A 13,556-nucleotide genomic window follows, 5' to 3' on the forward strand; every position below is an offset into this window, starting at 1 on the left:
CGCGCCCGAAGCGGGGAGCCGCGCGCGCAAGTTATCGAGACGCCCGGTTGCATACGCAGAAATTTTCCAATGCACATTCTTCAAATTTCCCAAGCAGAGCCTTTGAATGTGTGCGAATTCTGTGATTGTCAACCGATTGCGACAGATACTTTTCTGGAATCCCAGGTTTTCGCGAACGGGAATGCAACCACCGAAGGCGTCGACCCGCCGTTGCCACTCAATCGACAAGAGAAGACGAAAGAAGGAATATGAAAGAAAAAGCAAACAAGTGGAATGATCAATAGAAAGAGGACCAGAGCCTAAAGATGCAGAGGCAGCGACAAGGCGACAACCAGATAACTCACATACCACCCAAGCCGACTGTTCATGTGCCTGCCGGCGCCGAAGTCGGGGGGCACGGTGGCAGGCGCAGCGAGCCGTTGACCTACTACAAGGGGCGAGGCTCCCCCTTCTCCTCTAGCGGGACCCCACAGGGGAAGCCAGAGAAGAAGGCGGAGAGGAAGGTGGACGGGCGAGAGGTCTACCGGCTCTCGCCACCGACCCGTGCCGGTTGTACACACGGCAGAGCGTCGGCCTTGAGTTCTGTTGCGGATCTCCTCTGCGGCCGCCATCGCTGCTTCCCCGGAATACACGAATATGTTCATGGTCACGGCGTTCACGCCTCCGCAAGGAACCAGCCCAGTATAACTAGGTTGGCCCGTGAAGGACAGCCTCCCGAGGTAGCCTCCGGAAACTGGGAAGTCGCAATGAAAATCGAGGCTATTTCCATTGCGAGGCGCAAGGTTCGCTTAGCTGGCTTGCCGGTTAGATATGTTTTTTCTCGGCTGTTGCAGGGCGTCTGCGAGGCTAAGGGTACTTCGGGCGGGGCGTTGGTTGAGTTCGGCCAGCGATGTGGTGAGCAGGTGCAGGGTGCGTGGGATGCTGTCGTGCTGGTCGAGTCGCGCTTGTAGGCGCATGAGGTCGCGGTAGATCGCCTCGTTGTAGGGGTCAAGACGGCGGGCTTGTTCCAGCAGGGCTAGTGCCTGTTCGGGGTTGTCGGTTCTGAGCTTGCGGATCAGGGTGCTGAGCGTGTCGAGGACGTCTCGCCGGAGTGCTTCGCGGGGTCCGTCGATCCAGTCCGCGGTGATGCCTTCAGCGAGGTCTCCGCGGTATAGCTCTGTGACGCGGTTCGAGGCCTCGACGGCCTCTGTTGCCGAGGTTCGGCGGCTGGCGGTGATGGCGTCCTGGAGCCGCCAAAGGTCGGCGGTCAGGATCGTCTGGTCGAGCCGGTAGTGGCTGTCCTGGTTGACGATGATGTCGAAGGTGTCGTCGTTGCTCGCCTGGCGAAGGCTGCGGCGTAGCTGGGACAGGGTCGCGTGGAAGCTGTTGTAGGGACGTTCGCCGGGAGCTTCCGGCCAGAGCGCGGCGCTGAGGGTTTCGCGTCGGCGCCCGTCACGGTGTAGTGCCAGGTAGACCAGGATCTCGCGTTGCCGCGGAGCGAGAACGGCGATGAGGTCACGGGGTTCGGGGGTCACTCTGGTCAGGTGCAGTCGGCCGAGCACCTGCAGGTGCAGCGGCGGGACCGGGGCTGGATCTGTGGCCGGGCGCGGCGCGGTCGTTTGGTCGTCGTCGCGCTGGGCGGCCGAGGGGCGCGGGTGGTTGCTGGCCTCCGGCGGGGATGGCTCGGTCGTTTCTGATTCAGCCGGTCCGGACGGCCCGGTCGTCGGGTTCTCGCCGCGGTTGTCGCTGGCGGTCTCCGTCGGTGGGGCCACGGCTGCGGCGTCGGGTGCCGTAGCGAACTCGTACTCGAAGACGAGTGGCTCGACACTCGCAGTCGTGCTCTCGGCCCGGCTTTGCCGCTGTGTGCCCGGTTCCACGGCGCTGCAGGCGAGGGTGAAGTCTCGGATCGGGTCGTCGCTGCCGGGCTCGGCCGCGTGCAGGAGTGCGAGCAGGTCACGAGCGTCGGCGTCCGGCAGTGTGAACAGTCGGGCGTCGGCCAAGTCTTCGCTCAGGGTGGGGCTGGTCGCTTCGACGGTGCCGTCGTCGCGCACGCGCACGGTGCCGCCCGGGCGCCAGGGGCCGAGGAACACGCCAGCCAGACCGAGGTGCGCGCCGTTGTCGAGGACGGCGTGCGCGCGCCGGTTCCTGTCCGCGGTGGGCGTGGCCACTACCACGGCAGGCCCGATGTCGCCGCGCGGGTGCGCCCTGTTCGCTGGCGGGTCGTCCCGCGCGACGTCGCTGGTGTCGGTGCGGGCGACCAGCTCGGCCTCCAACGTCGCTAGCGCTGCGGGCAGATCATCGACGATGAGCAGCCGGTCCGGGACGGGATCCGCCAGGTCGTGTCCGAATAGTGCGCGGGCATCGTCGGCGGGCATCACGATCATCGCGTCGAGGCCGTCGTTCGTGGCCTGCGCGAGCAGGGTCATGATCAAGGCCCGTGCGGCGGCGTGGGCACCGGGACCGGTGAGTCCCAGTCCCCGCGTGCTGGCGAGGTCGAGTGCGATGGCGTGCCCGTCGCGTACGCCGAGCGCGGTGTTCTGGGATGCCGGGAGCACAGCACGGACCGTGGCTCGGGCTCGGTCGCGGATGTGGATGTCGGCCGGTCGTGCGTGGCCGGGTGATGTGGGTGCAGCGGTCGGGTTGTCGTCGTCAGCGGGCGTGCTCGTGGCGGTGTCGTGGGCGATGCGCAGTGCGCGGACGACCGGGAGGCCGGCAGGGTCAGCCTCGTCGCGTACGCCAGGGTGGTACCAGCGGCGGCGCCGAAGTCGGACGGTGATCATCGCGACGGTGATCAGGGCAGCCAGTCCGAGGCCGACGAACGCACCGGTCGGCAGGGCGATACCGGTTCCGGGCTGTGCCTCGGGCAGAGCCGGCTGTTCTCCTCGAGGTGCGTCCGGCGAGGCGGGCTCCTCGGCGGAGGTAGCCGGGCCCTCTGGGGCGGGCGCGGGCGTCGGGCTGCTCGGTGGCGTCGCGGGCTGCTCTGGTGGCGGTGCCACTTGGGCGGGCAGGATGAGGTGCCAGCCGGGCAGGATCTGGTCGGGGTGGCGCAGCGCGCGGCCGTCGGGTTGGGTGTGGCCGGCGTTGAGGTCAAAGATCGCGGGCCAGGCATCTGGGTCGCCGAGTTCGCGTTCCGCAATCGCGGAGAGCGTGTCGGTGGGCTCGACGGGGACGGTGCGCCCGCTCGCTGTGGTGATGCCCGCAGGACGGTGCAAGGCGATGGCGTCCGGCGGGAACAACAGCGTCCACCCCGGTTCCAGATCGCCGGGGCTATCGGCCAGCAGGGCGGGGTTGAGCCGCACGATCTCGTGGTAACGGGTGCCACGGCCGAGGTGACGTTCGGCCAAGTCCCACAAGGTGTCGCCGTGTACCACCGTGTAGGGCACAGCGTCGTATGTTCGCGCCGCCGCGAGAACCGGCGTGGTCGCGGCGCCGACGGTCCCCGTAGGCTGATCGGTCGCGGAGCCCCGTGCTGCCGCAACGGGGTGTTCGTGTGGCCATGGCGGCGCGGTGGCCGCAGCGGGTGTTGCCGAGGCTGTCGATGCCCCTGCGGTACCGGTGGAGGTGGCCACGAGAACGGCGGCCACAAGTCCGGCGATCCATCGGCCACGCGGTACTCGGCGCAGCAGACCGCGGGCGGTACGGACGCCGTGTCCGGTCTGGCGGATCACTTCGACGATCACGGACAGGGTGAGTGCCAGCCAGCCTGCCCATGCCACGGCGACGACCAGCCAGATCATGAGGTCACCAGTGATCCATGCCCAGCGCAGCGTGGCCCAGATCTGTTCGGGCCAGCGGTCGATCGGTACCGGGTCAGGCCAGCGGTCGGGAATCAGGCGGGCGGGATCAGCACCGAGGACGAGAAGTCCATTCGGGATGCCGGCGACGAAGGCGAGCAGCGCCAGCGCGGCGAGCACGCCGCGAACGCGCTGTGCCGCCGGGGAGGTCATGGGAAACCGCCGTCGCGGGTGCCGACGCCGAGTTCGGCCAGCGCGGTTCCGGTGGCCTGGACACTACGGCCGAGCAGTCCGATGGGCGCGGGCTCGGTGACGGTGACCGTCACGCGGACCGTGCGGGTTCCGGTGACGGTGACCTGGCCGGGGTGCCCGGCTCGCGCGAGGTAGCCGGCCGCGGTGCGGGCGGCCGTGCCGGTGTCGATGCCGACGTGCGGGCCGCGGGTGTCCACGGCGGTGTTCGCCGCGCGGGCGGCTTCGGCGGCCAGGGCATCGGCGCGGGCGATGGTCCGCAGGCGGGCCGAACCATCGACGACCAGGGCGAGCACGAACAGGAGCGCGGGCACCAGGACCGCGATCATCACGGTGACCGACCCGGCATCACGTGGCCGTGCCGGGGCGGTCATGGGGATCCTCGGTACGGATCAGTGGGGCTGGTGAAGGAACTGGTGATCGTGCGGGTCCCGCCAGGAAGAGGCAGCGCGAGATCGTGGAGCGCGACGCGGCATGTCACGCTGGCCCGCACCATGCCGGCGCGGCCGACGGCGATCTGACTCGCGTCGACCGCCACGCTGGTTTCCTGGCAGGTAATGCCTTCGCGCCCGAGACGGTCACGGGCCACAGCCGTTCCAGCCTGCTGGGCCGCCTGAGGGCTGCGGGCGATCGAGGCGGCGCGTGCAGCCGCGGTGGCGGCGTTGTCGACGGCTTGCTGGGCGGAGCTGATCCGGGCACCGGCGATGATCAGCAGTCCGACGATGATGACGGCGGGCACGAGCACCGCGGCTTCGACGCTGACGGAACCCGCGTCTGTCCACAGTCGACCGATGCGATACGCGCGTGCCTGGCTGGTCACGAGCCACCCCCGGCAAGCGACGTGGTGAAGCGCTCCTTGGCCGCTTGTGCGGTCACTTCGACCTCGATATCGAGGCCGGGGATCGGCAGCAGCCGGACGGTCTTACCGGACACCGCGACCTGCACGATGTCGGCGGACACCGTGGCGCGGACCCCTGGTGTGGCGAGGACGCCGCGGCCGGCGCGTTCGGCGAACGACCGCGCGGCCGCGGCCGCGGTGGACTGGGTAGCGCCGACTGGACGCCCGGCGTCCACGCCAGCCTGGGCTGCCTGAGCGGCCACGGAGTGCGCGTGCCACCACAACCCGCCTTGCACGGCCGCCAGAATCAGCAGCAGCACCAACGGGAACAGCACGGCCAGGCCGACAGACTCAGCTCCCCTGTCGTCGTACATCCGCGTTCGCCAGAATTCGCGACAGTGTGTCCACACTGGCCGCTCGCCTGCTCGCCGAGGAAGTGCTGGCGTGATCACGACGCCACCGCCGGTGTGGGCATGATGGCGTCGCGCGCGAGCGGAACATCTCGTGCCGCGGCGGGTTTTGGTTTCGCTGGTGAGTTGGGCGCATCCGGTTTCCGGGTTTGGGCGGTCTTCGTGTGGCTCGTTCCGGCGGGTTTCTTCCGCTTGGTACGGCTGGGCTTGGTGTTGTCCAGCCAGCGGACAAGGTCGGAGGCGGGTATGTCGGTAAACACTGCCAGCTCTTCGATCTCAATGACGTCACCGGACTCTGACAGCACTTCACCCAGCTCTCGTTCGAGCTCGCCGAGTTCCTCGGCGAGCTCGGCGTGACGCTCTGCCAAGTCGCCGACGCGTCGCGCCGCGGCAGACCTCCTCTCGCTCCGGGCAGCGTCGGCTGCTTCGACACGTCGTTCGATCTCCTCGGCGGTAGGCATGGTGGACTCCTTTGTTCTTCAGGGCTTCCGGTTGCGGAAGGTTCACTTGATCTGGCCCTGATAGGTCTGGACGGCGGCGCGGATCGCGAAGCCAAGCCCGATCGCCACAGCAAGGCCAATCGCAACGAGGACCGCTTTCTCCACGGACTCCGATCCGCGGTCTCCCGACGCGCGGGCTCGCGTGCACTGCTCTTCTGTAGCGATCACGAGAGCGAGCACCCACTTGGTCAGGATCAGTCCGAGCCGGACGCCGCATCGCCGGACAGTGGTCACATAGCGGTTCACGATGTTGTGCATAGATATCGAACTCCCTCCCGACGAATCGGGTGTCTTGCAAAGCTTCTCTGTCTGGCAGGTGCTCATGGTCGTCTCCTGGCAGTCGGTGAGGTTGAGGATTCGTGTGACGGAAAGAGAACGAGGTCGGTCCATCGGGACTGCGGCTGCTCCCACGGGAACGACCCAGCACGGGTGATATCCCGTGCTGCGGTTACGTGAGCGAACACGCTTCGCGGCAACACTTCGGAAGCTCGCAATAGCCTGGCGAGGTGGTCCTGTCCCGGAACAGAGGCCAGCGTGTGGCCCGCCCGGGCAGCGAGGTCGTGTCGCCGCATTTTCTGTTCCCACGCGCGGCAGAGCACGACGCAACCACGCACATGCCGAGCTACCCCTCGCAGGCCGGCGTCGACGTCGTCGACCGCTCGTCGCGTGGCGGCGACCAGGTCGTCGCCCGTGTCGAACTCGGAGTCGACTTCCTGAGCAAGAGCACGGGTCTCGCGGCTGCGGTCAAGGCAGCACAAGGCACGCCACACCACTGTGTGGACCTCACTCGGCAGAGCGGGGTCAAGCCAGGCGCGTGCCGGGCTGCGGTACAGCTCCTTTAGCCCTGTCAGCAATTCTGCTACCAGTTCACGAGAGCCGGTATCCAGGTCGTCGAAATCGTGGCACTGAAAAAACTCCCCTTTCCGGAGCCGAGGCCGTGGCGCTCCTTCGCGCTCGAACGGGCTCTCTCCAGCTGGGCGGCTAAGGACGCGCAATACACCCAGTACCAGGATCAAGGTCACCAGGCCGATGCCGAGTTTCTCGCCGAATCCGTGGCCTGCGCTGGATATCTGCACGGCCAGACCAGCGGCGAAGAGTCCTTTGAGGATGGTCATGAGGCGGACGAGCCCGAGAGCTTGCCTGCGCCGCCACTGACGCAGGGTGATCGAAGGATTGAGCAGCACGGTGTCGTAGCCGTCAGGGAGGACGCAGTCGAGCACCGGCGGCACCGTCGCAGGCGAATCGTGGTGGCGCATCAGTTTCTCCTTAACAAGAAACAGTTTTGTTCCCTGAGCGGGAAAGTTCGCGATGTCGGTGGCGTACCGGCTAGCCACCGCCTGCGGCCAGCCGGATCATGGCGGGGTACATGACCAAGAGCAGGAACGCGACCAGGAGCAGCGCGACGGGGAGCGCGAGGCGTTGGGATCGGGCGTTGGCGTCGGTTTTGTCGGTGGCCAGCGCGGCGGCGCGCAGCGAGCTCGATTTGGCGATCAGGGTGGTGTAGATGGCGGCGCCGTCGGCCGCGGTGGCGAGGATGTCGGCCAGGTCGGCGAGTTCGATGGCTCCCATGCGTTTCCCGAGGCGGGACAGGGCCTCCCACGGGGTATGCCCGGCCCGTGTCGCGCGGCCGAGGGTGCGGCTGATCCGGGCGAACACCCACGAGTCCCCGACTGCGGCGGCCTCCCCCAGGGCCTGGCTGGGGGCTCGGCCGGTGGCGCGTTCCTGCGCGACGAGGTCGAGATAGGCGGCGGTGGCACGGCGGAATTCCTCCCGCGCCCGGGCGGCATCCTCCTGCACGGCCAGGACCGGCACCACCGATCCGGCCGCCGCACCGGCGATCACGGCCAACGCCACCACCGTGGCGGAGAGGTCGATGCCGCCGAACCAACCAAGCCCGGCCACCACGAACACGGTTCCGGCAGCGGCAGCAGCCCAGGTCAGGCGGCGTGCCAGGTAGCGGTCGGCGCTCTGATCGAGGACGTCGAGGTCTGCGGCGGGAATGCCCCACCAGCGGTTCGACGACCGTCCGGAGACCCCGGCCAGACGTTCGATCCGGGTCGACCAGCGGCTGCGTGGCGGTGACCCGTCAGCACGGCGGGCGGCACGGTCGTCCAGCTCGGCGACCGCGGCGGCCACGTTGACCGGTGCCGGGCGCAGCAGCGCCAACAGCACGCAGACCAGAGCCAGCCCGCCCAGCGCACCGAGCACGACTGCGGTGATCCCGGGGTTCATCGTGGCACCTCCGCCACGGTGCGCCTTGGTTTCGGTGTCCCGGGAGGGATCCTCGAGGTGGCGCCGAGCAGGCGGGCGGGGCGGCGGGTTCGGGTGAGCAGGTGCATCCACCACCCGGAAGCACCCAGCAGACCGCCGATTCCGGCCATCACGAGCTGGCCGAGCAGGTCGTTGAACGGGGTGAGGAACTCGTGCGCGAAGACCACCAGGCCGGTGAGCAGGAGCGCGGTGATGCCGAGGATGGCGCGGACATCGGTGCGGGGTTTAGCGCGGTCGGCTTCAATGTCGCGGCGGGCGACGACCTCGCGTTCCAGGGCGGTGGCCTTGCTGTCGAGAATGTCGACCAGTCCGCGTCCGCCCGCGCGGGCACGCAGGATCAGCGCTAGTACGACTTCGTCGGCGGCTTCGTCGCCCACCTCCTCGGCGAAGGCGCGGAGCGCGGCCTCCAGGCCACGGGTCCGCAGCCGTACCGCGAGGGTTTCGATCTCGCTGTTTAGTGCTTCGGGGGCGGTGCGGGCGGAGGTGGCGATCGCTTGCTCCAGTCCGCCGGCGCCGGAGGCAAGCACATCGGCGAGACGCCGGACCCAGCTCGCGAGGGCGTCCAGCCTCGCGATCACGCGGCGGGCGTCGTGCCCGCGGACCAGGATCGGGACCGTCAGTACCGCGGCGACGGTCAGGACGATGGCGACCGGCCAGCCGGTGCTCCACCACACGACACCGCCCGCGGCCACCGCGACGACGACCCGCCGCCTCGGTATCCTCGCCGCGAACGTCCTCCAGCGCGTGCTGCGTGCTGTGGCCGGTGTGGTCGACCGCGCGGCGGGTGGGCGGAAGGCGACGACGGCGCAGGCGATCGCCGCTACCGCGGCGACACCCAGCACGCCGGCCCAGACGCCCGTCATCGCCTGCCTCCGCCCGGCAGCTCGGTGGTCTGCCAGGTGTCGGCTCCGGCGGTGTCGAACATGTGGCGGTCGAACCCGTGCCTCGTCAAGCGCTCCAGCAGGTCACGGGTCGGTGGGTAGGCCGGGACGGCGCGGCCGTCGGCCGGGCGTGGGGCGAAGATCCTGGTGGTGTCCGGTCGGCCGGAATCCCCGACTGGGCCGACCTCGATGATCTCGGTGACGAACCGCTGCCTGCGCCGCCCGCCAGCCGTGGCGTGGTCGGCGCGGGCGACGTGCACGACGAGGTCGATCGCCGAGGCAGTCCACTGGTGAGCGGCGTCGATCGCCAGCGGTGGATGAGCGAGTTGCCCGAGCGCGCCGATCCGGTCGAACACCGCCGTAGCGCTCGTGGCGTGCAGGGTGCACATGCCGCCCGTGGCGCCGTTCCCGAGCGCGCGCAGCATCGCGGTGACTTCCCCGGCCCGGACTTCCCCGACGATCACCCGGCTCGGCGAGTGTCGCAGCGTCTGCTTCAGCAGGTCGTCCAAGGAGATCTCCCCGATCCCCTCCGAGTTCGCCGGACGCGCCTCCAAGGGGGTGACCAAGGGCCGGGCACCGATGTGCAACCCCAGCTCGTACTCCTCCTCCACCGTGACAACGTGCTCGTAGTCCGGGATTTCCGTGCACAGCGCGCGCAGCAATGTCGTCTTGCCCGCGGCCGGGCCGCCGGACACGATCGCGTTGCAGCCCGCCCGTACCACCGAGCGCAGGAAGGCCGCGAGCAGCGGGTCGAGCGTGCCGTTGGCCACGAGATCGTTCAGGCCGACGTCGACCAGGCGGTGGCGGCGGATCGCCACTCGCGGCCGGTCGGAGACCTCCATCACCGCGGCCACCCGCGCCCCCAATGGGCCACCAGCGCCGATCCGAAGGTTTCCCAGCGGGCGGCCTGCGTTGAACTCCCGGGAGGTCTGGCCTTGGCGGGCGAACATCGCCGCAAGCATCTCCACCAGGTCGGCGTCGGTGTCGGCAACCGGGTGCGGCCACTGCTCGACCGTGCCGTCCGCCAGCTCCAGCAGGATCCGGTCACAGCCGTGCACGTGAATGTTCTCGACATCGTCGCGTTCCAACAGCTCCTCCAAGGCACCCAGCCCGCTCAACGCCGCGATGACCGCCCGGGTCAGTCGGCGTTCTTCGGCAACGGGCAGCGGCGCGTGTCCGGCGGTCGCGCGGCGTTGCACCCAGCCGGAGACCTCGTCGGCCACGTAGGCACGCATCCGCGCCTGCTGTTCCTCGCCCGTCAGTGGTGTGTCCACATGGGACTCGCCCGCAGCGACGCGCTCCAGCCGGGCAGCGACCGCTTCCCGGATCTCCCGGACAACCTCGGGGTCGAGCCGCCCTGTCTGCACACTGTCCCGCGGCGGTGTACGCGGTATCGCTGTTGCGGGTCCCGCCGAGTCGCTGCGCGGAGGCGGCAACGTCACTGGATACGGCGGCATCACCGGATCATGTGGTAAGCGGAACCCGTTGCGTGGCAACGTCATCGTGTACCTCCGGAAAGCAGGCGGGACGGTGCGGCCGCGGCCGGAATGCGCGGCTCGCTCGGCGCGTAGCTGTGGTAAGTGCCGTGCAGGCGGCGCGCGACGCGGCGTGCGGTGCGCAGCAGCGGTGACCGGTGCGGAGGTGTTCCTCCGTCGATGCCGTCGGAGAACACCGCCGCCGTTCGCGCGGCCATCGGGACTTCCACCGCGGCCTCCCGTCCCAGCGCCACGCGGACTTCGCGGGTGCCCGCGGGCGTTGTCGCACAGACGGCCAGCCCCAGCCGTTGCGGCAGAATCCGCTCGGCGAGCTCGGCCAGTACAGGGCGCGCGGCCAGCACGTGCCGCTGCGTCGGGCGCACCGCCACCAGCACGAGATCCGCCGCGAGCAGCACCGGCCACGGCGTCGCCGAGCTGAAGCGACCAAGGTCGACCAGCGCGTCAGCCGGATGCCCGGCCGCGGTCTTGAAGGCGGCCAAGCCGACGGTCAGGCGGGTCCATCCGGCCGTGCCGATCGCGGTGTGCTGGCTCGGCGTGCCCAGCCCGGACAGGAGACCGACATGCCGCGCCGGCGGCACCGCCTGCACGTGCTCGATCAGCGACGTCGGGTCCCCGGACGTCGCGTGCCGGGTCGCGATGAAATGCGACAACACACCGACGTCGGTACGGAGAAACCCGTTCACGACCCAATGTCCCAGCCAGCCCGGCGCCAGGTCGCCCCCGGCGGGGTCGCAGTCGGCCAACAGCACCGGTGCGGGCCAGGACACCGCCAACGCGGCCAGCGTCGCAGTCCCGCCGGGCGACCCCTTGCCCGACACGATCGTGATCATCGCCATCTCCCTCACCACTCCTTCGGCAGTTGGTGTTCTCACGCGCCCGGCCCGAGCTGAACCATGACGACTTGCCCAGCGGAGGCGCTCGTCGCGGCTTGCGCGGCGTCATCGCCGACGACGACATCGACCGTCACCGCCCCGGCGGAATCCGGCGGGCCGACGCCGAGCACCCGCGCACGAAACGGACCGGACGTGCTCGCCGGGGCCTGCCCGACGTCGGGTCCAGCGCCGCTCGAGACGGGGTTGACCTGCACCAGGTCCCCGGCAGAGAAGCCACGGGCAGGCAGGTGGCCCTGCCGCACTGGCAACCCCACCAGCCGCTCCCCTGGCCCTGGAATCGGCTGTGCGGAGAGCTGAGCAGGCATCAAAACCGTCCCCGCGGGCAAGATCGATCGCGCGACCTGGCCCACGACCATGTCCCTGTCGCTGACCGGGATGAAGGCCTGCGGCTGGTCCGGGACGGCCTTGACGACACCGAGATCGCTCTCCTCGATCGTCTGCCCCCAGCTCACCTCGCGGGTGAGTGCGAGAACATCGACGCGCTCGTCCTGCCCCGTGATCAGGGCGTAGTTGCCGAACGCGACGACCGCCGCCAGCACCACCGCAACGCCCAACAACCACCAGCGCCGTCGTCGTGGCACCCGCGGTACCTCGTCGTCCTCGAGCTGGTCGACGAAGCCCGACTCGCCGCCGTGCGGTTTCGATGGTCGGGAAAAAGACAAAGCGGTACCCATAGTGGTATTCCTCCACAATTCAGAATTGCGGCTAGAACGCAGTTAATTGCGTTTTCGCAGGGGTCTACTTCGTGCGCAGGGCCTGAACCTCGGCGACGGCGAAGGCCGCCCTCGCCCGGGACTGCATCAGCGGGAAGTCACCGCCCACGGGACCGGAACCATCCGAGCCGATCCAGCTCACCGACCACTGGATCGCCCACTCCGCAGTGGTCTGGTCGTTGGGCTGTCCGACCGAACTGCGGGTGTACACGAAGCCGCAATCAGGGCTGGCGGCGTGCAGTCCATGAGAACGGTCATACGGTGTTCCCGGCCCCGAACAGCTCATGGACCCGCTGGAACCCGAGTTGAACGTCATGCCCGTCGGTGTCGCGGTCACCTCGGCCCACACCGGGCCGACCTGCACCCGTTCAACTGCCGGTTTCCATACGCTGCGATCGGTCCAGATCCAGGTGTTCTCCCCCACGATCGTGGCGGTCCTGCCATCGGGCAACCGCACATCCGGCGAATGCCGAGGAACCGGCAACGGTAACTGCAGCTGCTCGAATGCGCGCGCAGCAAGCTCCGCCGGAGTCGGCAAGGGCGGAGCCGCCGGTCCACCTGAAGCCGCGAGTTCGTCGACAGGCAGCGAGGGGACGCAGCGGATGCCGAACGCACTGCCACCCGGCCGACCAACGCCAGGTGAACCACCCACACCGAAACCACCGAGCGAACAGCCCGCAGGAAGCCCGTCCGACGACTCCGGTGATCCGCTCAAACCAGCCGCCTGCCGATCCTGACTGCTCGGCTTCCGCCCCGGTCCGCCTGGCCGCACAGGTGCCTGACCTCCTAGGTCTAACGCCCGCATGTCAACGCGTGGCGGAGCGTACTGACCGAACTGATCCGTGTTGTTAGGGACGACAATGACTTGGCCGTCGTCCTGCGGACTGGGCTGGCTAAGGGCAGCCTCTGCCGACGCTGCCGCATGTCCAACCGTGCCACCGACAACAGCGACAACCCCTGCCGCATAGGCAACTGCGTTCCGAATCCTCATCAGCACGGCCCGCCTGGGTAGTCAAGCTGTGACACTTTCCAACGCCCGTCCGCCATATCGCGAACCATCTGGGCGTGAATGGGGATACGAGGAGAACCGACGGTCTTGCGGTCACCGGTAGTCGCGTCGGCTTGCCCCGAGCGAGATCCGTCCTGGCAGTCCTGCACCGTAGCCTGATCGCCGCGAACATCAACGCTGTTGATTCGCGTGGTGACATCCCCATACGGCTTAACCCCAACCAGCTTGTTTCGGCGCATGGCTTCTAGGGTCGTAGACAGTTGCGGGTCTACCGCGAGCGCAGCCATTGCATCCCGCCACGTGTCCTCCGGAGAATTCGGCACGGCCAGCGACCGCGGCCAAAATTGGGTATAAGCCGCTTCGACAGCCTGCCGCTGATCCTGACCGGATGACATCAGCGTCGATGGTGCCTGTGTTGGAGCCGACAACGTGGGCGCGGTCGACGATGTCGGCGCGCCGTCGCCTCCGCACCCTGCGGAGAGCAGGATGACCACGCCGCTCGAGATGAGGGTTAGCAGCCACCAACGCGGGCCAGGGTTGCTCACAGATTCCTCCCCCTAGTGCTTCCGATGCCGAGCCAGAC

Annotated in this window: 15 protein-coding genes; 1 reads left to right on the forward strand and 14 read right to left on the reverse strand. The window is 68.7% G+C overall.

Annotation, left to right across the window (positions count from 1 at the left end):
- Window positions 1-252, forward strand: a 252-nt coding sequence (locus ACFVM3_RS13495) for a hypothetical protein (protein WP_378438441.1), incomplete at its 5' end; no start/stop codon positions are given.
- 536 nt (window positions 253-788) lie between these two features.
- Here ACFVM3_RS13495 and ACFVM3_RS13500 read toward each other — a convergent pair.
- From ACFVM3_RS13500 to ACFVM3_RS13565, 14 genes are all read right to left on the reverse strand, one after another.
- Window positions 789-3,926 carry a BTAD domain-containing putative transcriptional regulator gene (locus tag ACFVM3_RS13500; protein ID WP_378438443.1) on the reverse strand — a complete coding sequence of 1,046 codons (3,138 nt, stop codon included), beginning with the start codon at window positions 3,924-3,926 and terminating at the stop codon, window positions 789-791.
- Complete coding sequence (locus ACFVM3_RS13505) at window positions 3,923-4,336, reverse strand: hypothetical protein (protein WP_378438445.1); 414 nt, start codon at window positions 4,334-4,336, stop codon at window positions 3,923-3,925. Before ACFVM3_RS13505 ends, ACFVM3_RS13500 begins: the two co-directional genes overlap by 4 nt.
- Window positions 4,333-4,782 carry a TadE/TadG family type IV pilus assembly protein gene (locus tag ACFVM3_RS13510; protein ID WP_378438447.1) on the reverse strand — a complete coding sequence of 150 codons (450 nt, stop codon included), beginning with the start codon at window positions 4,780-4,782 and terminating at the stop codon, window positions 4,333-4,335. Before ACFVM3_RS13510 ends, ACFVM3_RS13505 begins: the two co-directional genes overlap by 4 nt.
- Complete coding sequence (locus tag ACFVM3_RS13515) at window positions 4,779-5,174, reverse strand: TadE/TadG family type IV pilus assembly protein (RefSeq protein ID WP_378438449.1); 396 nt, start codon at window positions 5,172-5,174, stop codon at window positions 4,779-4,781. The genes ACFVM3_RS13510 and ACFVM3_RS13515 overlap by 4 nt, the downstream gene beginning before the upstream one ends.
- Before the next feature lie 74 nt (window positions 5,175-5,248).
- Window positions 5,249-5,671, reverse strand: a complete 423-nt coding sequence (locus ACFVM3_RS13520) for a hypothetical protein (RefSeq protein ID WP_378438450.1) — start codon at window positions 5,669-5,671, stop codon at window positions 5,249-5,251.
- Between the two features lie 42 nt (window positions 5,672-5,713).
- Window positions 5,714-5,968: a hypothetical protein gene (locus tag ACFVM3_RS13525; RefSeq protein WP_378438452.1), complete on the reverse strand. Its 255-nt coding sequence runs from the start codon at window positions 5,966-5,968 to the stop codon at window positions 5,714-5,716.
- 62 nt (window positions 5,969-6,030) lie between these two features.
- Entirely contained in the window at window positions 6,031-6,966 is a 936-nt protein-coding gene (locus ACFVM3_RS13530; protein ID WP_378438454.1) for a hypothetical protein, read from the reverse strand.
- 70 nt (window positions 6,967-7,036) lie between these two features.
- A complete protein-coding gene (locus ACFVM3_RS13535; protein ID WP_378438456.1) occupies window positions 7,037-7,942 on the reverse strand; it encodes a type II secretion system F family protein in 906 nt (301 codons plus the stop codon).
- Window positions 7,939-8,844 (reverse strand): type II secretion system F family protein, encoded by a 906-nt coding sequence (locus ACFVM3_RS13540; protein WP_378438458.1) that lies wholly within the window; start codon window positions 8,842-8,844, stop codon window positions 7,939-7,941. The genes ACFVM3_RS13535 and ACFVM3_RS13540 overlap by 4 nt, the downstream gene beginning before the upstream one ends.
- Window positions 8,841-10,319 carry a CpaF family protein gene (locus ACFVM3_RS13545; protein ID WP_378438460.1) on the reverse strand — a complete coding sequence of 493 codons (1,479 nt, stop codon included), beginning with the start codon at window positions 10,317-10,319 and terminating at the stop codon, window positions 8,841-8,843. Before ACFVM3_RS13545 ends, ACFVM3_RS13540 begins: the two co-directional genes overlap by 4 nt.
- 41 nt (window positions 10,320-10,360) lie before the next feature.
- The gene (locus tag ACFVM3_RS13550) at window positions 10,361-11,188 is read right to left on the reverse strand and encodes a hypothetical protein (RefSeq protein WP_378438461.1); all 828 of its coding nucleotides are present in this window, start codon (window positions 11,186-11,188) and stop codon (window positions 10,361-10,363) included.
- Window positions 11,189-11,226: 38 nt separating this feature from the next.
- The gene (locus tag ACFVM3_RS13555; RefSeq protein ID WP_378438463.1) at window positions 11,227-11,925 is read right to left on the reverse strand and encodes an SAF domain-containing protein; all 699 of its coding nucleotides are present in this window, start codon (window positions 11,923-11,925) and stop codon (window positions 11,227-11,229) included.
- A gap of 64 nt (window positions 11,926-11,989) precedes the next feature.
- Entirely contained in the window at window positions 11,990-12,388 is a 399-nt protein-coding gene (locus ACFVM3_RS13560; RefSeq protein WP_378438465.1) for a hypothetical protein, read from the reverse strand.
- 566 nt (window positions 12,389-12,954) lie between these two features.
- Complete coding sequence (locus ACFVM3_RS13565; RefSeq protein WP_378438467.1) at window positions 12,955-13,518, reverse strand: hypothetical protein; 564 nt, start codon at window positions 13,516-13,518, stop codon at window positions 12,955-12,957.
- Window positions 13,519-13,556 lie beyond the last annotated feature (38 nt).

Source organism: Amycolatopsis sp. NPDC057786, from assembly GCF_042797905.1.
GTDB lineage: Bacteria > Actinomycetota > Actinomycetes > Mycobacteriales > Pseudonocardiaceae > Amycolatopsis.